The following is a 20,992-nucleotide window of genomic DNA, read 5'->3' as shown; positions in this document are numbered from 1 at the left end:
TCCTCGGCGCCGAGGACGCGGTGATCTCCGACGCCCTCAACCACGCCTCCATCATCGACGGCATCCGCCTGTCGAAGGCCCGCCGCTTCCGCTACGCCAACCGCGATCTCGCCGACCTGGAACGGCAGTTGAAGGAGGCCACCGAGGGCGGCGCCCGGCGGAAGCTGATCGTCACCGACGGCGTCTTCTCCATGGACGGCTATGTGGCCCCGCTCCGCGAGATCTGCGACCTCGCCGACCGCCACGACGCCATGGTCATGGTCGACGACTCCCACGCCGTCGGCTTCACCGGCCCCGGCGGCCGCGGCACCCCCGAACTGCACGGCGTCATGGACCGCGTCGACATCATCACCGGCACCCTCGGCAAGGCGCTCGGCGGCGCCTCCGGCGGTTACGTCGCCGCCCGCGCCGAAATCGTCGCCCTGCTGCGGCAGCGGTCCCGCCCGTACCTGTTCTCGAACACCCTCGCCCCGGTGATCGCCGCGGCCTCCCTGAAGGTCCTCGACCTCCTCGAAGCGGCCGACGACCTGCGGGTCCGGCTCGCCGAGAACACGGCGCTGTTCCGCCGCCGGATGACCGAGGAGGGCTTCGACATCCTCCCCGGCGACCACCCCATCGCGCCCGTGATGATCGGGGACGCGGCGAAGGCGGGCCGGCTGGCCGAGCTGCTCCTGGAGCGCGGCGTGTACGTGATCGGCTTCTCCTACCCGGTCGTCCCGCAGGGCCAGGCCCGCATCCGCGTACAGCTGTCCGCGGCGCACTCGACGGCCGACGTGAACCGTGCGGTGGACGCGTTCGTCGCGGCGCGGGCCGAGCTGGAGGCCTGAGGGAAGGCTGGGCGGACCGGTCAGGGGAAAAGCGGGGGTTTGAGAGAATCGGTCCCATGATCGAGGCACGGCGGCTCCACATCCTTCGTGCGGTGGCCGACCACCGCACGGTGACGGCGGCTGCCGCCGCGCTGTATCTCACCCCCTCCGCCGTCTCCCAGCAGCTCACCGCGCTGGAGCAGGAGACCGGTCACCGGTTGGTCGAGCGGAGCGCGAGGGGCGTACGGCTCACCCCGGCCGGCGAGATCCTGCTGAGCCACACCAACGCCGTCCTCGCCCAGCTGGAGCGGGCCGAGGCGGAGCTGGCCGCGTACCGCTCGGGCGCGGCCGGCACGGTCACGGTCGCCTCCTTCGCCACCGGGATCGCCCAGGTCGTCGCGCCCGCCGTGGCCCGCCTCGCCGAGTCGTCCCCCGGTATCCGGCTGCGCGTCCAGGACGCCGAGGGGGACGCGAGCCTCCCGATGGTCCTGGACCGGCAGGTCGACATAGCGGTGGCCGTCGAGTACCGGGGCGCACCCGCCGCCGACGACCCCCGGCTCACCCATGTCCCGCTGTACGCCGAGCCCTTCGACGCGGTGGTGCCCCTGAACCACCGGCTGGCCGACGCCGAGGAGGTGCCGCTCGCGGATCTGGCGAAGGATCCGTGGATCGGCCCGTACCCCGGCAACCCCTGCCATGACGTGGTCGTCCTGGCCTGCGAGAACGCGGGCTTCCAGCCCCGCCTGGAACACTCCTCCGACGACTTCCGCGCCGTCGTCGCCCTCGCCTCCGCCGACGCGGGCGTGGCCCTCGTGCCACGCTCCGCCCTGCGCGGCATGGACCTGACCGCGGTGGTCGTCCGCCCCGTCGACGGGGTGGCCCCCACCCGCCGCGTCTTCGCCGCGGTGCGGCGGGGGGCGGAGGGGCACCCACTGATCCAGCCGGTGCTGGAGGCGTTGGGAGAGGCGGCGGGGTAGGTCGGGCGCTGGTGGCGCTGGGGGCGCGCCTCTATTCCGAGCATCTCGTTTCTGGGATAGCATCCCGAATATGGGAATCGCGGAAGAGGTGCTGGACCCTGTCGACATCCGCCTCGCCGCTCGTCTCGCCGAGTTGCGGGCCGAGCGAGGCTGGCCGTTGGGGGAGTTGGCCGAGCGCAGCGGGGTGAGCCGTTCGACGTTGTCCCGCGCCGAGCGGGCCGAGACCAGCCCGACGGCGGCGCTGCTGAACCGCCTCTGCCATGTCTACGGTCGGACCATGTCCCAGCTGCTCAGCGAGGTGGAGGCCGAGCCCGTCACCGTCCTCCGCGCGGCCGACCAGGTCGTCTGGGAGGACAAGGCGTCCGGCTTCGTACGGAGGTCGGTGTCGCCGCCCGCGGCCGGACTGCGCGGGGAACTGGTCGAGGGACGGCTCACCGCGGGCGCCGACATCGCGTACGACGGCCCGTCCGTCCCCGGCCTCGAACAGCACATCTGGGTCCTGGCCGGCGCCCTCTCGGTGACGGACCGGGGCGTGGAGCATGAACTGGCCGTCGGGGACTGTCTGCGGATGAGGGTCTGGGGGCCGGTGCGCTTCAGATGTCCGGGCCCGGAGGACGTGCGGTACGCGCTGGTGGTGGTCGAACCGTGATCGCGATCGAGCGGCTCGACGACCGCCCTCGACTGCTGGCGGCCGTGGAGGAGTTGGCGGAGCTGCTGGTCCGCACCGTGAACGGCGGGGCCTCCGTCGGCTTTCTCGCACCGCTCGACCGCGCGGCGGCCACGGCCTGGTGGCGGCGGCGGGCCGAGGCGGTCCTGGCGGGGGAACTCGGCGTGTGGGTGGCGCGTGACGGGGGCCGGCTGATCGGCACGGTGAGCCTCGCCTTCCCGGACAAGCCCAACAGCCGCCACCGGGCCGAGCTGGTGAAGCTGATGGTCCACCCGGACGGGCGGGGGCGGGGCGTCGGCAAGGCGCTGCTCGCGACCGCCGAGCGGGCGGCCCTCGACGCCGGTGTCACCCTGCTCCACCTCGACACGGAGACCGACAGCCCGGCCGAGTACGTCTACGCCAAGGCGGGCTGGACGCGGATCGGGGCGATCCCGGACTACGCGGCGGATCCGTACGGAAGCCTGCGGCCGACGTCGATCTACTACAAGCGGGTCGGGTCGGCGGCCGAGGACACCGCGGGGGCGGCGACTCCCACCGGGTGATTGTCAGTGGTGGCCGCTACTGTGCGTCGCATGCCGGATGCTGAAGACGTACGACGTGTCGCCCTCTCGCTGCCCGACACCACCGAGAAGGTCGCCTGGAACATGCCCACCTTCCGGGTCGCGGGCAAGATGTTCGCGACGCTGCCCGAGGACGAGACGTCCATTGCCGTGCGCTGTCCCAAGGAGGAGCGCGACGAGTTGGTGCTGGCCGAGCCGGAGAAGTTCTGGATCGCCGACCACGAGGCGGGGTTCGCCTGGGTGCGGGTGCGATTGTCCGCCCTGGAGGGCGAGCCGGAACTGCGGGACATCCTCGCCGACTCCTGGCGCCAGGCAGCCCCGAGCCGACTCCTCGACACCTACCCGGAACTGGGGATACCTGCCACCGAGTAGGGGCCGTTCGGCCGGGTGGGGGTGCCGGTGGTGGACGAACCGGTGGTACTGAACCGGGGCGGCTCACTGGCCCCCACCCCGGGCAAATACCTTCGCCATGGGGATCTCGTCCGAGCGTGATGACCACTGTGCACGAAGACAACGGCCGTCGTGGGCGCACACGGTACACCCTGGCTGATGCGAGGCAGGACGGGCATGCCTGGGGTGTTTGCGCTGAGGTGGAAGGGCTGTTCGGCGAACCCCAGCGGGGGATCTACGAGTTGTTCGGCTGGGTTCCAGAGGCAGAAGCGCGCGGCTGGATCGGCAGTCGGGTGTGGATGGTGCCGGACGACGAGACGCTCGATCCCTGGCTGCTGGAGGACGCGGAGAGCCTGGGACGGCTCCCCGGGACGGACAGTGTCGTGCTCACCGGCCTGGACGAGTACGAAGGTCCGCCCGAGGGACACAGGGGGCGAGTTCGTGTGCACGACGGGCACCGCTGGCTGGGCTCCTCCCGGGAGTTCGCCCGCGTCCTGCCGCCCGAACAGTCGGCGCCCCCGCTGGTCCTCCGAGGGCTCGCCCAGGGTGATCAGCTGCGGGAGGCACTGATGAAGGGCACCCGGCGGGCGCTGGACCTGGAGCAGGCCGCCCTGGAGATACAGGACGATCAGGGCGAGCCGCTCACCGAACGCCTGCTCTGGGCCAGAGTCAGCGCCTGGCGCCCGTCCTCCTACGGGACGGATCGGATCGACCTGGAGCTCGACGGAGAGCTCTTCACGCCCGTTCCCGCATACGCCCGGCCCATCTGGGAGCGGTGGTTCGCCGGGCCGCCGGACACCCAGGGTGCCTGGGCCGGCCTCGACACCCGGCGCCGCGGAGCCTGGCTCGACCTCGTCCGAGAGCGGGCCTGCCGGCGCACCCATCGTGACCGGCCGGCCGGTCACGCCTACGTACTCGACGGCCGTCACGTCACCGACGAACCGGGTCTCTACCTGGCGCTCGGCGAAGCGGTGAACGGCCCGGGAGGGTACTTCGGCGGCTGCCTGGCCGCCGTTGACGAATGTCTGGGCGGCACCTTTGGCTACACCGCCCCCGCGACTCTGCTCTGGCAGGACGCGGCGATCGCACACAAGCACCTGTCCCGGGCCCTGACACCGAACGGCGAACCGTACGACCTGTTCGCCGAGGTCCTCGACGTTCTGAAGGGCCGCATGCACGTCACGCTGGCGTGAACCGCGGCCCGCCTGCCGGGCGGTTGACCCGTGCGTCCAGGAAGCTGGCGATCCGCTGGCGCAGTGAGGGCGCGTCCAAGCCATGGGCGGTCACGTGTTCCTCGATCTGTCCGTACCGTCGCAGTTCCGGGCGGCCGACCCCGAGGCCCAGGACGCGGTGGGGCGCATCGGCGAGCGCGTCGTTCGCGGCGGCCGTGGACGTGCCCGCCAGATACGGCTCCACCAGCACCACATCGGTGCCCGCCGCCTCGGTCGCCCGGCGCAGCGCGCCCGCGTCGAAGGGGCGCACCGTGGTGGCGTACAGCACCGTCACATCGAGCCCCTCCGTCGCCGCGAGCACGGCGTCGAGCATCGGCCCGACGGCGACGACCACCCCGCGGCGCCCCTCGCGCACCGTGAGGAACCTCTGTCCGTCCACCGCCAGCGCACGCCCGTTCGACTGCACGGACAGGCGGACGTACACCTTGTCGTCCTTGGCCTCGCCCGCGCCGATCGCGTGCCGGAGCAGTGTCTCGGCCTCGTCGGGGTGCCCCGGCACATGCACCGTCCAGCCGTCGAGCGTGTCGAGCAGGGCCACGTCGCCCGGTGCCATGTGCGTGTAGCCGCCGGCGGGCCAGTCGAAGGAGGCGGCGGCGCTCACCAGGACCGCGCCCACGTCCTGGTGCCCGAGATCCAGCTTGACCTGCTCGAAAGGTCGCTCCACCAGAAAGCTGGCGAAGGTGTGCATCACCGGTCGCAGCCCGGTCAGCGCCAGTCCCGCGCCCGTGCCGATCAGCAGCTGTTCACGGATGCCGACGTTGACGACCCGGTCCGGATGTCGTCGCTCCGCCTCCGCGAAGCCGTCCCTGCCGATCTCGGCGAGGACCACCGCGACCCTGGGGTCCTCGTCGAGCAGCCGGGAGACGACAGGGGCGAAGCGTTCCCGCATGGTGTCCATGAGTGCGGAGTGTCCTTTCGGAAGAGGTGTGAGAGGGGCTGGAGGGGAGGAGAGGAGAGTCGTGAAGGGGGAGAGCGCCGGCCGGGTCAGGTCTGGCTGGGTGCGGGGGCGTTCTTCGGCTCCACGCGGGCCACCACGACCCGGGGGCGGCCCGGATGCGGGGCGGTGAACGCTGTGTGGAGCGCCTCGTGGTTGCGGCCGTCCACCGTCTCCGCGGACCAGCCCGCCGCCTCGAACCGCGCGGCGATGCCGCCGGGCCGTGCGTGGCTGGCGGAGGAGTTGTCGATCACGATCGTGTGGAGCCGGTCGAGTCCGGCCGGGCCCGCGAACGCGATCGCCTCGTGATTACTGCCCTCGTCCAGCTCCGCGTCCCCGATGAGCACCCACACCGCCGGATCGGGGCGCCCCTGGGCGCGCAGGCCGAGCGCCGTCCCCACCGCGATCGGCAGGCCGTGGCCGAGCGAGCCGCTGCCGATCTCGGCGCCCGGCACCAGCACCCGGTCCGGGTGGTGGCCGAGCGGCGAGTCGTACGAGCCGAATCCGGGCAGCCACTCGACCGGGAGGAAACCCTTCGCGGCGAGCACCGCGTAGTACGCCATCGGCCCGTGCCCCTTGGAGAGCAGGAACCGGTCGCGCTCCGGGTCGTCCAGCCGCTCCGGTCCCACCCGCAGCACCCGGTCGTACAGCACCCACAGCGCGTCCAGCGTGGACGTCGCCGCGGGGCCGTGCTTCTCGGCGCCCGTCATCAGCGCCATCAGCCGGGGCAGATCCTTGAAGCCGTAGGTACGTTCCGTCGTGGTCGTCATGCAGAGCAGCGTGCTACCTCAACCAAAGTTGAGGTCAAGCGGTGATCGTGCGCGAGCTCTCGGCCCCGCCGAGCTGACCCGCCGACCGGTCGCGCCCGCGATAAACGGGTGCGCGATCACCGGCCCGAGTGCGGTATTGTTTCCGTGCGCGTTCGGCCAGGGGAAAGCCCAGGTCAGGCGGGCAACGGGACGTGGCGCAGCTTGGTAGCGCACTTGACTGGGGGTCAAGGGGTCGCAGGTTCAAATCCTGTCGTCCCGACTTTGCGAAGTCGAAGGTCAGAGGCCGCTTCAGAGAAGATCTGAGGCGGCCTTTCCCTGCGTCCGGAGCCATCCTTGGGCATGCTGCACTCCAGATCCGAGCAACCGGGCACCGGGGAGGCATCGCATGAGGATCGTCATCACGGGGGGTTTCGGCTTTCTGGGGCGGCTGGTCGCCGGCGCGTTGTTGGAGAGGCGGACGTTCCGTGGAGCGCCGATCGAGCGCCTGGTGCTCGCCGACCGGGTCGTGCCGGACGGCGAGCCGTTGGCCTCCGACCCGCTCGTGGAGGTCGTGCCGGGCGAGCTGGCCGACCGGCTCGACACCGTGTTCGCGGAGCCCGTGGACCTGGTCGTCCATCTCGCCGCCGCCGTCTCCGCCGAGTGCGAGGCCGACTTCGACCTCGGCATGCGCGCGAACCTCGACACCACCCGCGCCCTCCTCGAAGCCACCCGGACCCAGTCGGCCGCCGGCGGACCGAGCCCGCGGCTCGTGTTCTCCAGCAGCGTGGCGGTCTACGGCCCCGACCCGGCACTGCCGCTCCCGCCCGTCGTCAGCGAAGCGACCCTGCCCACGCCACGCTCCAGCTACGGCATCCAGAAACTCATCTGCGAGCAGCTGATCGCGGACCACACCCGGCGCGGATTCGTCGACGGGAGGGTCGCCCGCCTGATGACCGTCGCCGTGCGGCCCGGCCAGCCGAACGCGGCGGCCTCCGGGTTCCTCTCCGGCATCATCCGCGAACCCCTCGCGGGCCTCCCCGCCGTCTGCCCCGTACGGACCGACCTGCGGGTGGCCCTCGCCTCCCCGCACCGCACCGTCGCGGCCCTGCTGCTCCTCGCGGAGGTCGACCGCGGCACGGGACCGGGGCGACTCGACGGGGGACTGCCGGTCAACCTTCCGGCGCTCACCGTCTCCGTCGCCGAGATGATCGCCACGCTGCGGCAGGTCGCCGGTGACGCCGTCGCGGACCTGGTCACCGTCGCCCCCGACCCCGCCGTCGAGGCCATCGTGGGCTCGTGGCCGTCCGCCTTCGACCACTCCCGCGCCGCCGCGCTGGGGCTGGAGCCCGACCCGGACTTCGCGTCGGTGGTGCGGGACCACCTCGCCGGTTCCCCGAGGGAATCCTGATCGGCCGGTAGTCGTCTGGCCACGGGCGGGGCAGTGGCCATAGCTTGTGCGACCTTCGCGTCCTGGGGGTCACGTGAACGGTCTCCGTACGGTCCTCGTCTGCCTTGTGATCATGTGCGTCGCGCTGGTGTCACCGGCCGCGGCCGTCACGCCGGGCTGGTCCGCGCTGCCCGTACCGGCGGCGGCCCCGCCCGTGAGCGTGGCCCATCTCGCCGCCCGCGGGCCCGACGAGGCGTGGGCCACCGGGGCCGAGCAGTCCGCCGACGGACCGCGACCGGTTCTGTACCGGTGGAACGGCACCGCGTGGAGCCGGGAGACGGCCTTCCCCGGCGCCGGCGAACCCGGCCGCCTCGGCAAGGTGCGGTTCGTGGGCGACGAGACGTGGATCTTCCACGCGCGCGGGGGAGACGGGGAGATCCTGCGGCGGTCGGCGGCCGGATGGAGCGCGCTCCCGCTGCCGCGGACCCTGTGGACCTACCAGGACTTCACCGCCGTACCCGGCGCCGCATGGGTGATCGGCGAGGACGACACCGGGCTGAAAGTGCTGCACCACGACGGCTCCCGCTGGACCGAGCAGGACACCCCCGACGACGTGCTGTACCTGATGGGGATCACCGCGCGCAGCGCCACCGACGCCTGGGCCTGGGCGGACACCAGCACCGGGACCTCCGTCCTGCGCTGGAACGGCACCGCCTGGCGCGACGCGAACGTACCGCTGCCCCCGGACAGCAACGTGCACACGATCCTGCTCGAACCGTCCGGCCGGGTCACGATCGGCGGCAGCCGGTACGTCGACGGCGCGGCCCGCGCCTACCTGATGCGCTGGAACGGGCACGGCTGGCACACCACCCACCCCGCGCTGGGCGACGCCTCCACCGAGGCGATGGTGCGCGGCCCCGACGGCGCGCTCTGGCTGCCGGTGCGCAGCGACCGCGCGTTCCAGTCGAAGTACGCCCGCGTACAGGGCACGCGCACCACCTTCTCCTACGGCCCGGAGCGCACGAACGCGATCGACGTCCGACCGCGTGCGCTGACCAGGGCCGGGTCATCGGTGCTGTCCTTCGGCACCGTCGAGATCTACGGCTCGAAACCGAACCTCATGAGCGAGCGGCTGGGAGGCTGACCATGACACGCGGATTCCCCGTCGTACGGCGCCCGCGTGCCGTGTGCGTCGCGCTCGTGGCCGGCCTGCTGGCGTTCATGACGCTCACGAATCCGGCCGCCGCCGACACCCCGGCATGGCAGCACGTCCCGGTTCCGGCGCAGGTGCGCCCCCAGGCCGCGCTGAACGAGGCCGTGGCGTTCGGGCCGGACCGGGCGTGGGCGGTGGGCACCGACGCCGTCGGCCGCGAGGCGCCGGGCTTCCCGCTGGTGCTCCGCTGGGACGGAACCGCGTGGCGGCGTCAGAGCCTGCCCGGCGTGGCCTGGCAGGGAGAGCTGCTGTCCGTCGCCGCGACCTCACCGACCGCGCTCTGGGCGGTCGGCCGTGACGCGACAGGCGGTGCCCGCCTGCTCCACTCCGACGGCGCCGCCTGGTACGAGAGCCGGCCCCCCCGCGGCGTCGTGCTGAGCGAAGTCGTCGCCGGGGGCGGTGAGACCTGGCTGATCGGTTCGCGGGACGGCACGCAGGTACTGCTGCGCCGGGACGGGAGCGCCTGGCGGGACGTGCCCCCGCCGCCGGGAGCCGTGTACGGCCTGCACATTCTGGCGGCGGACGACGTGTGGGCCGCGGGCGCCACCGGCGCGGGCGCGGCCGTGTCGCACTGGGACGGGCAGACATGGCGGCAGACCGTCGTGGACGGCTTCCCGAGGTCGGCCGTGTCCACCGTGCTGGCGGTCTCGCCGACCGAGGTGTGGGCCGGCGGTACGGCCGGGTTCATCGGCGGGCCGCCGGGTCGGCCCATCCCGCCCCTGCTGGCCCGCTACGACGGACAGACGTGGAGCCGGGTGACCGTGCCCGCCGACTTCGGCGCGGTCACCTCACTCACGCCCACCCCGTCCGGCGCGCTGGGCTGGGTCTCGGTGGCCCGCTCCCAGAAGTGGGGCCCGCCGGGCGGCACCCCCCTCGTCCCCGGGCCGGCCTTCCTCGCCTGGAACGGGCAGACGTTCACCGAGTACGGCGAACCGGAGGTGGCCGGGGAGGGCGGCTCCTCGATGCTGCGGCTGGCACCCGTACCCGGCACGGCGACCGTGTGGTCCGTCGGCCGCGCCGCCGGCCCCGAGGGCACGTTCGCCCCACGCATCCTCAGATTCGGCTGAGCCGCTCCGGGGCCGGGCGCCGGAACGGTCAGTCCTTCAGCGCGACCAGGACATGGCTGTCGCCGTACTGCCAGACGGGCGTGATGTGGGCGAAGCCCGCCGCGCGCAGGAGTTCTACGTGGGACGCCAGGGGCAGGCCGTTGTCGTTGCCTTCGTGGTTGCCGGACGCGGCCCGCCGCTTCTCGCGCTGTGCGAACAGGTCGGCCAGCTCCGGGTCCTCGGCGGCCGCGGCCCACCAGGACCGCCAGTCCTCGTGCTCGCGGGTGCGCGACCGCTCGGCACATCGGCGGCCCACCACGGCGGTGAGGTCCGAGCACCGGCGGTCGTCCAGGGCGAAGTGGTCGCCGTTGACGAGGGCCCCACCGGGCCGCAGCAGGGTGAACAGACTCCGGTAGGTGCCCAGCAGGGTCCGCTCGGAGAGGTAGTGGAGGGCGGTGGTGGAGACGACCGCGTCCAGGGGGCGGTCCAGGCCGAGGGTGTCGGGCCAGCGGGCTTCGCCGACGACGGCGTCGACGAAACGGGCGGCGTTCGCGTGGTGCGTGCGGCCGAGTTCGAGGAGCAGCGGGTCCATGTCCACGGCGACGATCTCGGCGGTCGGCAGCCGCGCGGCGAGCCGGGCGGCCATCGAACCCGGTCCGCAGCCGAGGTCGAGCAGGAGCGGCCGGGTCCGGTCGGTGGTGACGTGCTCGACGACATCGGCGATGACCGTGAACCGTTCCTCGCGGGCGACGGCGTAGTGCTGTTGCTGGCGTTCCCAGCGGTCGATCCACACCTCGGCCGTCTCCATGCTCACGCCCATGGCCTCGCGTCGCCTCTTCCGTCTCGCACCGCCGGTTGTGATCAAAACCTACCGGTTATTGGAAACGGTTTCCATTCGCGTGGGTGGCGGATGCAAGGTGCCGGGCGCGCGGCCCCTCTACGCCAGCCCCGCCAGCACACCCAGCAACTCGTCGATCTCCCCCGCCGTGTTGTACACGTGCACGCTCACCCGTACCGAGCCGTCCCGTTTGTCGGTGCCGGCCTGGCAGAGGTTGTCGGCGCGGACCATGAAGCCGTGGCTGTACAGGATGAAGCCCAGGTCGTCCGAGGGGATGTCGCGGTGGCGGAAGGTGACGATGTCGTGGCGTCGCTGGACCGGGGAGTCGGCGGCCAGGCTGGCCCGGCAGCCGAGGACCTCGTACGGGGCGAGGTGGCGCAGCCCCTCCGTGAAGCGGGCCGTGAGCGCCGTGGTCCAGCGGGCGATCCGGTCCGGGCCGGTGGTGTCCAGCCAGTCCAGCGCGGCCTCCAGCGCCGCGATCCCCACCGTGTTGGGGGTGCCCTGCCAGCCGCCCGGCCGGAACTCCGGCCCGCGGGCGGGGGAGTTGCGGGCCCACACCGCCCCGGAGCCGGGCAGGGCCAGGGCCTTGTGCCCGGAGAACGCCACGAAGTCCACGTCGAGGCGGTCCACGGACAGCGGCACATGGCCGACGCCCTGCGCGGCGTCCAGGCAGATCGGCACGTGCGGGCCGACGGCCTCGCGGACGCGGTGCACGTTCATGTCGCCGCCGTACACGTGATGGACGTGGGTGACGGCGACGAAGCGGGTGCGCGGGCCGATCACCGAGGGCAGCGCCCGGTGGTCGTAGTCGCCGGACGACTCCTGGTACGGCAGGGGCCTCACCCGTACGGTGACGCCCAGTCGCGCCAGCAGGTCCCGGACCTCCAGCCAGGGGTCCAGATTGGCCCGGTGGTCGGCGAAGGGGACGAGGATCTCGTCGCCGTCCGAGAGGAGGCCCGCGAGCCAGTCGCGGGCGATCGTCCGCAGCCCCTCGGTGGTGCCGCCGGTGAAGTGGACGCCCGAGCGGTCCGGCTCGGGGTCGCCGAGGAACTCCTTGACGCGCCGCCGGGTGCGCTCCACCAGGGCCGTGGTGCGGTTCGCCCAGGGGTAACCGCCCCGCCCCGCATTGGCGTTGGCGGTCGTCAGATAGGTCTGTACGGCGTCCAGGACGGCCCGCGGCTTCTGCGTGGTGGCCGCGCTGTCGAAGTAGGTGACGTCCGGGTGCGCGGTGATGATGGGGAACTGCTCCCGCACCGCACGCTGCCAGTCGGCCAGCTCCTCCAGATCGCTTCCCGGCACGGTGTCAGTCCCTCACCAGCGGGGCGCCGGCGTCACGCCACGCGACGATCCCGCCGGACAGACTGCGGACGTCGGGATGGCCCATACGGGTCAGCAGTGCCGCGTAGCGGGCCGACTTCTCGCCGACCGGACAGGCCAGCAGCACCGGCTGCCGCTTGCTGAACGGCAGGCCGCCGCGGACGAGTTCCTCGAACAGCTCGTCGGTGATGTTGACCGACCCGTCGATGTGCAGCGCGGCATACGCCTGCGGCCCGCGCAGGTCGACCACCAGCGGCCGGGGCACGCCGCCCTCGATCCACCGCCGGGCCGCCGCCGCGTCGATCACCGCGGCCTCCGCCCGCACCTCCGCGTCGGACAGAGCCGACGCCGAGTGCCGGCGGGCCGGCCGGCCCAGCAGCTCGGGGCGGCGCTGCCGTACGTACCCGAGGTAGCTCTCGGCGCGGTCGCAGACGATGAAGACCGCCGTCCGCCGCTCACCCTCCGCCAACCCGGCGTCCAGCGGGCGGAGATGGCGCACCGCGCCGTGGAAGGCGGCGCCGCCCGTGGGGCCGCTCAGCAGTCCGCAGCGGCGGATGAGGGTCAGCATTCCGTCGATGGCCTCGTCGGCGGTCACCGACTCGATCGTGTCGTACGTCGCCGGGTCGAACAGACCCACCTGGTGCACCTCGTCGATGGTGCGGATACCGGGGATGAAGTCCGACTTGTGGGCGACGAGGCCGACCACCCGTACGCCGGGGTCGTGTTCGCGCAGGACGCGGGCCACGCCGGTGGAGGAGCCCGCCGTGCCCACGCACGCCACGAACCAGTCGGGGGCGCGGCCGTCGAGGTCCTTGACGATCTCCGGGCCGGTGCCCGCCGCGTGGGCCTCGGTGTTGCGCGGGTTGAAGTACTGGTCGGTGTGCAGATACGTCTCGTCCGGGCCGGTGAGGGTCTGGTGGAAGCGGGTGAGCGGGTCGTCGGTGTCGGTCGGGTCGAGACACTCGCTCTGCCCCGGCAGCTCCTCGATCTCCGCGCCCAGCAGCAGGAGCAGGTCCTTGATCTCGGGGACCCGCATCCGGTTGGTGACGCTCTTGAAGCGCAACCCGTGCATCCCCGCCAGCAGCGCCAGGGCCTTGGCGGTGTTGCCGCTCGACAGCTCCACGACCGTCGCCCCGCGCTCCGCCGCCGAGGCGAGTCCTGGCCCGGCCATGTGCCAGGCGGCCCGGTCCTTCACCGAGCCGAACGGATTGAGCATCTCCAGCTTGGCGTACAGGTCGATGTGGCGCAGCCCGTGCACGGCCGGGTCGATCCGCACCAGCGGCGTGTTGCCGATGGCCTCCGTGATGCTGTCGTACCTCATGAAACCGGTCCACCCGCTTCCGTGATCGGCCAGTACTCCTCGTCGAGACGCCACCTCCAGGAGTCCCGCTCCCGGGTGACGGCGACCGTGCGGGCGAGCGGCTGCCGCTGCGCACGGTGGGCGTGGAAGTCCATCGCGTATCCGGCGGTGTTGGCGAACGCCAACAGGTCGCCCACGGACGGCGGCCGGGGCAGGTGGACCTTGCGGCGGGTGATCAGATCGGCCTCCAGGCAGAGATTGCCCGCGAGATAGACCCCCACCGGCCCCTCGTCGGCGTCCGCGTGCGCGCCCGGGCGGGGGACGAGGACCGGGTCGACGAGCACCCCGTGCTCCTCCAGGCTGACGTCACCGGCGTTCATGCCGAGCCGTACCAGCAGATCGCCCGAGTCCGCGCCGGCGCGGCGTACGTCGAGGACCCGCGCCAGCGTCAGTCCGCACTGGTCCAGCAGGGCCCTGCCCGGCTCGACGAGCAGCGTCACCCCCGCCTGACGCACCAGGTCGGCCAGGCTCGACGTCTCGTCCGCCGGGGTCGAGGCGAGCAGGGCGGCGAGGGCGTCCGCGCCGGCGACGGGGGAGTGGTACGGGTAGTAGCCGGAGAAGGTCTTGTGCCGGTGGAAGTGCTCGGGCCGGGTGCTCTCGTGGAAGCGGCGCCAGTCGTCCGCGCCCACGTAGTCCACCGCGAAGCCGCCGCCCACGCTGACCCGGTCGGCGCGCAGCCCCAGGGTGCGGGCGTGCGCGCACAGCCGTACCGACCGGGCGGCCAGGTCGGCCCGTTCCTGGATGTCGTAGCCGGAGAGGTGGAAGCTGAACCCCGCCATGTCCACGTGCTCGCTGCGGCAGCGGCCGAGGGCCGTCGCCGTCTCGGTGTCGTCCAGGCCGAAGCGGCTGTGCGGTTGCCCCGGCGGAAGGAGGCGCAGCAACACCTGTGCGGTGCGGCCCAGTTCGCGTGCCAGGGCGAGGACGCGGTCGAGTTCGTCGAGGGCGTCCACGGCGATCAGTGCCCCGTGCAGCACGGAGACACGCAGCAGATGGTCGTCCTTGGCCGGGCCGGTGATCACCAGGTCGGTGCCGCGCACCCCGGCCGCGAGCGCCTCGCGCAGCTCCCCATGGCTGGCCACGTCCACGCCCAGGCCCGCCACGGCGGCCCGTTCCACGAACACGGACGCCTTGTTGGCCTTCTTGGCGTAGTACACGCGGCCGTCCACGCCCGCCGAGGCGAACGCCGCCCGGAACGCGGCGGCGTTCGCGTCGAACCGCCGCGGGAACAGCACGTGGTAGGGGCCGCCGAGGCCGTGGCCCAGCTCGTGCAGGAGGGAGCTGCCGGGCGGTTCGAGGAGCGCGCGCACCTCCTCGGTGGTGTGGGAGGGGAGGGCGGTCGTCACGTCCACAGCGGCACCGCCGTGCCCAGGCCCTGGGCGAGCGCGAGCTGGGCGAACCGGTGGCCGAGGGCGATGTCGGTGACGACCAGCCCGCTGTTGTACGCGAAGATCCGCTGCCTCGGGTCCGTACGGCCTTCGGCGCGGCCCGCGAGCACCTCCGGGAACTCGGCGTGCACCGGCGGGAGTTCGCCGTCGGCGTCGGCCATGTCCGTGCCGGTGACCCGCATCTGGGCCTCGCTGGTGGCGATGACCCGGTCGGCGCTGTGCAGGGTGGAGGGCGCGATGCCGTAGCCGATCAGCACCGACAGGGCCGACGGCTTGAGCCACTCTGCCTCGACGGAAGCGGGGGTGCCCGGTCCGGCGGTGGCGAGGACGACGTCCGCGTCCTCGGCGGCGGCCCGCAGGTCCGTGACGATCTCCAGTTCCCGGTCGGGGAAGTAGGTGCGCAGCTGCTCGCGCACGGCCTGGATGCCGTCCGGGTGGGTGCCGAAGAGCATCAGCCGCTCCAGGTCCGGCAGGGTCGTCAGCAGGAACGGCAACGCGAGCCGGCCCTGGGTGCCGGTGCCGATGACGAGGGCGCTGCGGCTGTCAGGAGCGGCGAGTTCCCGGGCCAGCAGGGCGGAGACCGCCGGGGTGCGCAGGGCGCCGATGCGGCCGCAGTCGAGCATGGCGACCGGCAGGCCGGTCTCGTCGTCGTAGAGGGTGAGCGTCGTGTAGTAGTGCTGCTTGTCGCGGTCCTCGTGGAGGCCGTACTTGTAGGAGGTCTTGATCGCGACGACTCCGCGCACCCCGTCCCGGCCGAGCATCGCGTAGGCGACGGAGTGGCCGTCCTCGGGCTTCACGGTGAGCTTGCGCGGATTGTCGGAGCGGCCGTCCGCCAGAGTGCGGTACGCCTGCTCCACCACGGAGACCACATCGGCCAGTGTGATGTCTATACCGGCCACATCGCTGGTGCTGAGTACACGCAGGGTCTTGTCGTCGGGCGTCACGGCCGTCCTTCCCGGGTCGTCGATGCGGGTCATGCGTACGCCTCCACGGCGGCTTGGCCGTAACCGTGCTCGGACTCCTCGGCGGGCGGCCTGGTGCGACGCCCCGGGACCCGCACGGAGGAACGTTTCAGCCAGCGGTCCCTGCCGTCGTAGCGGGCCTGGAAGGGGACCCGGCCGTGGACGACGAGGTCGTTGTCCACGACCAGGACCTCGCCGGGGTTCAGGCTCACCGCGACGCTCACGCGGGCGAGTTCGTCCTCCAGCCGGGCGTAGGCCGCGCGGTGGTCCTCGGGTGCCTGGTCCAACGGGGTGTATGCGGGGTCGAAGCGGAGGGTCAGGCCGTCCTGGGACGCCCACAGCGTGGGCACGGCCGGTGGCTCGCCGGCATAGCCCTGGGCCTCCTCGTAGGCGTCGTCGGGCAGGATCGGCAGTACCGGGCGGCTGAGCAACTCCACCTCGTTGTCGTCGAGTTCGACCTGGCGGATGCTGGCGGCGGTGGTGGCGACGGAGTCGTGGTTGCGCATGCAGCCGAGGACCAGCAGATGGGCCCGGCCGGGGTGGAACGCGTCCTCGGTGTGCGGGCTGAGCAGCACACTGCTGCTGGCGCCGGTCTGCTCCTCCTCGTGGCCGGGGGACGGCACGATGTTGTGGACGAAACGGCCCTCCTGCTGGCCCTCCCAGGCGATGGGGGTGCCCATCACCGTCGAGAGCAGCAGCAGGACCACGTCGTATACGGCGCCGGCGTCACCGGCCGTCGACCAGTGACCCGGTGTGGGGCCGATCTCGGTGTCGTCGACGGGCAGGCCGCGCAGCACGAACAGGCCGTCGGCGGTGTCGACGGGGCGGCAGGCGTGGCGTATCGCGTCACTCAACGAGGCGGCCGCGGCGGGGACTTCGGCCAGCAGGCCGGGGTGGGCCGAGGACCCGTCGTACCTGGCCAGGAGGGCGCGGGCGGCGGCGGTCAGTTCGGCCACCGAGTCGGGATCGAGCAGACGTACGGGTGCGGTTCCCGTGGGCATGGGTGACTGTCCGTTCCAGTGCGGGGGGTGCGGGGCAGCGCGTTGCTGGTCTACGGGCATGGAGAAGAAGGCCCTCCGGGGCGGGCCGCGTGGTCGGTGCGGCGCCGGGGAGCCCTGCTGAAACATAGCCAGGCCGCAGATGACAGGCAAGGCTTACCTAAGTAGGATCTAGGTCACGCGAAGTCGGTCTTGTCACGCGGGAGTTGCACAAGGTAGGTAAGGCTAAGCAAATCTCGGTCAACTGCGGGAAAATGAGGAACACGTGGAGCTGACGCGACGTCACATGCTCTGGCTCGGCGGCGCCATCGGCGCGGGCGCCCTGCTCACCGCTTGCGGTGGGGACGGCGACGAGGAGCCGAACGCGGCCGCCGGCGGCGGCTCTGCCGAACCCGTCAAGGGAGGCACCCTGCGGGTCGGCGCCCTCGGCAGGGCCGGCGCCATCACCCGGGACCCCCACGGGAGCCAGGCCAACGAGAGCGACTACCTCATCCTCAGCCTGATCTACGACACCCTGACCGTCCCCGGCACCAAGCCCAACACCGAGCCCCGCCTCGCCGCGAGCTGGAAGGCCTCGGACGACCTGAAGACCTGGCGGTTCACGATCGCCAAGGGCGCGAAGTTCCACGACGGGTCCCCCGTCACCGCCGACGACGTCGTCTTCTCGCTCAAGCGGCTGCGCGCCACCCCCGCCGGTGCCTCCCGGCTGCCCGGCATCCAGGCGAAGAACATCTCCGCCGACGGCACCGACACCGTCGTGATCGTCTCCGACTACGCCAACGCCGAACTGCCCCTGCTGGTCCGGCTCACCACCTTCGTCGTCCCCAAGGGCACCACCGACAAGAACATCGCCAAGGCCCCCGGCACCGGCCCCTTCAAGCTCGACTGGTTCCGCAGCGGCAACGCCCGCCTCGTCCGCAACGACGACTGGTACGGCGGCGACGTGCACCTCGACGCCATCGAGGTCAAGATCTTCGAGAGCCCCCAGGCGATGGCCAGCGCCCTGCTCGCCGGCCAGATCGACCTCGCCTCCAACGTCGGCGCCGTCGCCGCCCGCACGGCCGAGAGCCGCAAGGACATCAAGACCGTCCGCCGCCCCAACGACATGGCGATGCCCATCGTCCTGCGCACCGCCGACGGCCCGTTCGCCGACGCGAAGGTCCGCGAGGCGCTGCGCCTGGCCGTCGACCGCGACACCATGGTCAAGCAGGTCCTGTCCGGCTACGGCACCGTCGCCAACGACATCCTCGGCACCGGCGACCCGGCCTACGACAAGAGCATCCCGCAGCGCACCCGCGACCTCGCCAAGGCCAAGCAGCTGCTGAAGGAGGCCAAGTTCGACACGTCGAAGACGTACGAGCTGTACACCACCGAGGACATCGCCGGCCTCGCCGAGTCGGCCACCCTCTTCGCCACCCAGGTCCGCGAGGCCGGCGTGAAGGTGAAGGTCGTCAAGCAGGAGTCCGCCACCTTCTGGGACAAGACCTGGCTCAAGGGCGACCTCTACACCACCTACTGGGGCACCAACGACTCGGTGGTCTTCTTCGCCAGCAAGACCATGGTCTCCGACAGCGGCACCAACGAGGCCGGCTGGAAGGACAAGGAGTTCGACACGGCCTACCAGAAGGCCATCGGCACCGCCGACGCGAGCGAGCGCACGGCACTGCTGAAGCAGCTCCAGCAGATCGAGCACGACAGCTCCGGCTACCTCCTGTGGGGCATGGCCGACGGCATCGACCTCGCCGGATCCAAGGTCAACGGGCTGCCCACACTGCCCGGTTACGGCCGGGTCCAGCTCGAGCGGGCATGGCTGGCCCGTTGACCGCTGACACGGCCGCACCCGCCGGGCCCTCTCCCCACGGGGAGAAGGCCCGGCGATCGCGTGCTCCCCTCGCCCTGCTCGCCGCCCGGGTCGGTCTCGTCGTCCTGAAACGGGCGACGCTCCTCGCGGTACTCCTCGCACTGGTCTTCGTCACCGTCGAACTGCTGCCGGGCGACGCCGCCGACGCCACCTCCGAGCGCGGGGAGAGCGCCGCCGACACCGAGGCCCGACGCAGACTCCTCGGCCTCGACCGGCCCGTCCTCGAACGCTTCTGGGACTGGATGAGCGGCCTGCCCACCGGCGACCTCGGGGTGTCGGCGCGCGGCGAGAAGGTGAGCGACCTGCTGTCCTCGGCGTTCCCCAACACCCTCCTCCTCGGCGGCCTCGCCCTGCTGCTGACCGCCGTCATCTCCCTCGCCCTCGGCTGCTGGGCCGCGCTGCGGCCCGGCGGACGCGTCGACCGCGCCGTCTCCGGCACCGCCACCGCCGTCCTCGCCCTGCCCGAGTTCGTGGTCGCCGTCGCCCTCGTCCTGCTGCTCTCGCTGTGGACGGGCTGGCTGCCCGCGGTCACCCTCACCGACGCCGACGGAACCCCCGCCGACTGGACCATGCTGATCCTGCCCGTGCTCGCCCTGACCGTCCCGCAGGCCGGCTGGAACGTACGCATCGTGCGCGCCGCCCTCGCCGACGAGGCCCGCGCCCCCCACGTGGAGACCGCCGTCCTCGACGGCCTGCCCCCGCACCGCGTCCTCACCCACCACGTCCTGCCCGGCGCCCTGCCCACCATCACCGCCGGCCTCGCCACCTCCACCGGCATGCTCCTCGGCGGTGCGGTCGTGGTCGAAACCATCTTCAACCACCCCGGCATCGGGTCGGTCCTGGCCTCCGCCGTGACCGACCGCGACAGCCCCGTCATCGCCGGCGTGACGGCCCTGTCGGGCGCGGTCATCACCGGCGTCCTGCTGCTCGCCGACCTCGTCCGGGACATGACGGCGGGAGGACGCCGATGAGCCCCCGCACCCGCGCCGTCGCCCTGCGCGTGCTGCCCGCCCTGCTGCTGCTCGCCCTCGCCCTCGCCGGGCCCTGGCTCGCCCCCCATCCCATCGACGCCCCCGTGGCCGCCCCGTACGCGGAACCCGGAGGCGACGCCCTGCTCGGCGGTGACCAACTGGGCCGGGACGTACTGAGCCGGCTGCTCGCCGGCGGGCGCGACCTGGTGCTCTCCTCGCTGCTCGTCGCCGCGCTGGTCACCGGCGGCGCCGCGGTCCTCGGCGCGATCGGCGCGCTGCGCCCGCGCGTCGGACGCCTGGTGGAACGGATCGCCGACGTGCTGATGCTGCTGCCGGCGGTGCTCGGCATCCTCCTCGTCACCCTGTCCTGGCCGGACGGCGGACGGTTCGCCGTGATCGCCGCCGCCGTCGTCCTCGGCGTGCCGTACGCGGTACGGCTCGCCGCCGGAGCCGCCGCCCCGGTGGCCGACTCCGGCTATGTCGAGGCCGCCGCGGCGGGCGGCGAACGGCTGTGGCACCTCGTACTGCGGGAGGTCCTGCCCAACCTGCGCGCCACCCTGCTCGCCCTCTTCGGCCTGCGTTTCGTCGCCGCCGTCTACCTGGTCGCCACCGCCGGATTCCTCCAGGTCGGGCCCCAACCACCCGCCGCCGACTGGGCGCTGATGATCCGCGAGAACTCCTCCGGCATCCTCCTCAACCCCTGGTCCGTGGTCGCCCCCAGCCTCGCCATCGGCCTGCTCGCCCTCTGCGTCAACCTCGCGGCGGCGGCCCTCGCCCCCCAGTCCGGCCGGAAGGCGGTGACCGTCCTGTGAGCCACACACCCGACCGGTACCGGGAGGACGGCCCTCCCGCGCCCGCCGCGGCCCCCGCGGCCCGGATCACCGACCTCACCGTCGCCGCCCACGACGGGCGGATCCTCCTCCAGGACGCCCGGCTCACCCTCCGCCCGGGCAGGCTGACGGCCCTGACCGGCCCCTCCGGCTCGGGCAAGACCACGCTCCTGCGCGCCCTCACCGGACTCCTGCCCCCCGGCACCGAGCGCACCTCCGGACACGTCGAGGTCCTCGGCCACGACGTGTTCGCCCTCTCCGAACGGGACATGCGCACCCTGCGCCGCGAGCGGCTCGCCTTCGTCGGCCAGGACCCCGGCTCGGGCCTCAACCCCCGGATGCGGGTCCGCTCCCTCCTGCGCGAACTCAGCGACGAACGGACCCCGCAGGCGGTGCGGGCCCTCCTCGAAGAGGTACGGCTCCCCGACGACGGCGACCTCGTCACCCGGCGCCCGGCAGCCCTGTCCGGCGGACAGCAACGCCGGGTGGCCCTCGCCCGCGCCCTGGCC

General features: G+C 72.7%; 21 protein-coding genes and 1 tRNA gene. 14 read left to right on the top strand and 8 right to left on the bottom strand.

Going from position 1 to position 20,992, the window contains the following annotated elements:
• From AOK23_RS34790 to AOK23_RS34765, 6 genes are all read left to right on the top strand, one after another.
• A partial coding sequence (locus AOK23_RS34790) for a glycine C-acetyltransferase (protein ID WP_055716524.1) occupies positions 1-827 on the top strand: 827 nt, incomplete at its 5' end.
• Between the two features lie 56 nt (positions 828-883).
• Positions 884-1,783 (top strand): LysR family transcriptional regulator, encoded by a 900-nt coding sequence (locus tag AOK23_RS34785; protein WP_055716523.1) that lies wholly within the window; start codon positions 884-886, stop codon positions 1,781-1,783.
• A gap of 70 nt (positions 1,784-1,853) precedes the next feature.
• Positions 1,854-2,432, top strand: a complete 579-nt coding sequence (locus tag AOK23_RS34780; RefSeq protein WP_055716522.1) for a helix-turn-helix domain-containing protein — start codon at positions 1,854-1,856, stop codon at positions 2,430-2,432.
• Complete coding sequence (locus AOK23_RS34775; protein ID WP_055716521.1) at positions 2,381-2,992, top strand: GNAT family N-acetyltransferase; 612 nt, start codon at positions 2,381-2,383, stop codon at positions 2,990-2,992. Before AOK23_RS34780 ends, AOK23_RS34775 begins: the two co-directional genes overlap by 52 nt.
• 30 nt (positions 2,993-3,022) lie before the next feature.
• On the top strand, positions 3,023-3,382 hold the full coding sequence (locus AOK23_RS34770) for an MmcQ/YjbR family DNA-binding protein (protein ID WP_055716520.1): 360 nt from the start codon (positions 3,023-3,025) through the stop codon (positions 3,380-3,382).
• A gap of 116 nt (positions 3,383-3,498) precedes the next feature.
• On the top strand, positions 3,499-4,593 hold the full coding sequence (locus AOK23_RS34765; protein ID WP_240496701.1) for a barstar family protein: 1,095 nt from the start codon (positions 3,499-3,501) through the stop codon (positions 4,591-4,593).
• Here the strand turns inward: AOK23_RS34765 and AOK23_RS34760 are convergent.
• Entirely contained in the window at positions 4,580-5,530 is a 951-nt protein-coding gene (locus AOK23_RS34760; RefSeq protein ID WP_055716518.1) for a transketolase family protein, read from the bottom strand. The genes AOK23_RS34765 and AOK23_RS34760 overlap by 14 nt on opposite strands.
• An 86-nt stretch (positions 5,531-5,616) precedes the next feature.
• A complete protein-coding gene (locus tag AOK23_RS34755; RefSeq protein ID WP_055716517.1) occupies positions 5,617-6,336 on the bottom strand; it encodes a thiamine pyrophosphate-dependent enzyme in 720 nt (239 codons plus the stop codon).
• A gap of 185 nt (positions 6,337-6,521) precedes the next feature.
• On the opposite strand from AOK23_RS34755, the gene AOK23_RS34750 reads away from it, so the two are divergent.
• The 4 genes from AOK23_RS34750 to AOK23_RS34735 all read left to right on the top strand — a co-directional run bounded on the left by AOK23_RS34750 (position 6,522) and on the right by AOK23_RS34735 (position 9,982).
• Positions 6,522-6,595: transfer RNA gene (locus AOK23_RS34750), tRNA-Pro, on the top strand.
• A 126-nt stretch (positions 6,596-6,721) separates the two neighbouring features.
• On the top strand, positions 6,722-7,723 hold the full coding sequence (gene denD / locus AOK23_RS34745; RefSeq protein WP_055716516.1) for a D-erythronate dehydrogenase: 1,002 nt from the start codon (positions 6,722-6,724) through the stop codon (positions 7,721-7,723).
• A 73-nt stretch (positions 7,724-7,796) separates the two neighbouring features.
• Positions 7,797-8,846: a hypothetical protein gene (locus AOK23_RS34740; RefSeq protein ID WP_055716515.1), complete on the top strand. Its 1,050-nt coding sequence runs from the start codon at positions 7,797-7,799 to the stop codon at positions 8,844-8,846.
• A gap of 77 nt (positions 8,847-8,923) precedes the next feature.
• Positions 8,924-9,982, top strand: coding sequence for a hypothetical protein (locus tag AOK23_RS34735; protein ID WP_338056550.1), 1,059 nt, complete (start codon positions 8,924-8,926; stop codon positions 9,980-9,982).
• Between the two features lie 28 nt (positions 9,983-10,010).
• On the opposite strand, the gene AOK23_RS34730 is transcribed toward AOK23_RS34735, so the two are convergent.
• The 6 genes from AOK23_RS34730 to AOK23_RS34705 form a co-directional block, all read right to left on the bottom strand.
• Complete coding sequence (locus AOK23_RS34730; protein ID WP_055716513.1) at positions 10,011-10,781, bottom strand: class I SAM-dependent methyltransferase; 771 nt, start codon at positions 10,779-10,781, stop codon at positions 10,011-10,013.
• Positions 10,782-10,898: 117 nt separating this feature from the next.
• Positions 10,899-12,098, bottom strand: a complete 1,200-nt coding sequence (locus AOK23_RS34725) for an aminotransferase class V-fold PLP-dependent enzyme (RefSeq protein WP_055716512.1) — start codon at positions 12,096-12,098, stop codon at positions 10,899-10,901.
• A 4-nt stretch (positions 12,099-12,102) separates the two neighbouring features.
• A complete protein-coding gene (locus tag AOK23_RS34720; protein ID WP_055716511.1) occupies positions 12,103-13,437 on the bottom strand; it encodes a pyridoxal-phosphate dependent enzyme in 1,335 nt (444 codons plus the stop codon).
• Positions 13,434-14,819 carry an alanine racemase gene (locus AOK23_RS34715; protein WP_063791460.1) on the bottom strand — a complete coding sequence of 462 codons (1,386 nt, stop codon included), beginning with the start codon at positions 14,817-14,819 and terminating at the stop codon, positions 13,434-13,436. The genes AOK23_RS34720 and AOK23_RS34715 overlap by 4 nt, the downstream gene beginning before the upstream one ends.
• Positions 14,816-15,838: an ornithine cyclodeaminase family protein gene (locus AOK23_RS34710; RefSeq protein ID WP_055716509.1), complete on the bottom strand. Its 1,023-nt coding sequence runs from the start codon at positions 15,836-15,838 to the stop codon at positions 14,816-14,818. The genes AOK23_RS34715 and AOK23_RS34710 overlap by 4 nt, the downstream gene beginning before the upstream one ends.
• The gene (locus AOK23_RS34705; RefSeq protein WP_055716508.1) at positions 15,835-16,824 is read right to left on the bottom strand and encodes a TauD/TfdA family dioxygenase; all 990 of its coding nucleotides are present in this window, start codon (positions 16,822-16,824) and stop codon (positions 15,835-15,837) included. Before AOK23_RS34705 ends, AOK23_RS34710 begins: the two co-directional genes overlap by 4 nt.
• A 283-nt stretch (positions 16,825-17,107) precedes the next feature.
• Here AOK23_RS34705 and AOK23_RS34700 point away from each other — a divergent pair, with 283 nt between their 5' ends.
• From AOK23_RS34700 to AOK23_RS34685, 4 genes are all read left to right on the top strand, one after another.
• The gene (locus tag AOK23_RS34700) at positions 17,108-18,643 is read left to right on the top strand and encodes an ABC transporter substrate-binding protein (protein WP_055716507.1); all 1,536 of its coding nucleotides are present in this window, start codon (positions 17,108-17,110) and stop codon (positions 18,641-18,643) included.
• Positions 18,628-19,653: an ABC transporter permease gene (locus AOK23_RS34695; RefSeq protein ID WP_055716506.1), complete on the top strand. Its 1,026-nt coding sequence runs from the start codon at positions 18,628-18,630 to the stop codon at positions 19,651-19,653. Before AOK23_RS34700 ends, AOK23_RS34695 begins: the two co-directional genes overlap by 16 nt.
• Positions 19,650-20,465 carry an ABC transporter permease gene (locus AOK23_RS34690; protein ID WP_055716505.1) on the top strand — a complete coding sequence of 272 codons (816 nt, stop codon included), beginning with the start codon at positions 19,650-19,652 and terminating at the stop codon, positions 20,463-20,465. The genes AOK23_RS34695 and AOK23_RS34690 overlap by 4 nt, the downstream gene beginning before the upstream one ends.
• On the top strand, positions 20,462-20,992 hold a 531-nt coding region (locus AOK23_RS34685), incomplete at its 3' end, for an ATP-binding cassette domain-containing protein (RefSeq protein ID WP_157878237.1). The genes AOK23_RS34690 and AOK23_RS34685, both read left to right, overlap by 4 nt.

It is taken from the genome of Streptomyces torulosus (assembly GCF_001419765.1).
In the GTDB taxonomy this organism is placed as follows: Bacteria; Actinomycetota; Actinomycetes; order Streptomycetales; family Streptomycetaceae; genus Streptomyces; species Streptomyces torulosus.
Note: the sequence above shows the minus strand (reverse complement) of the source record. Positions and strands in the feature narration are given on the sequence as shown.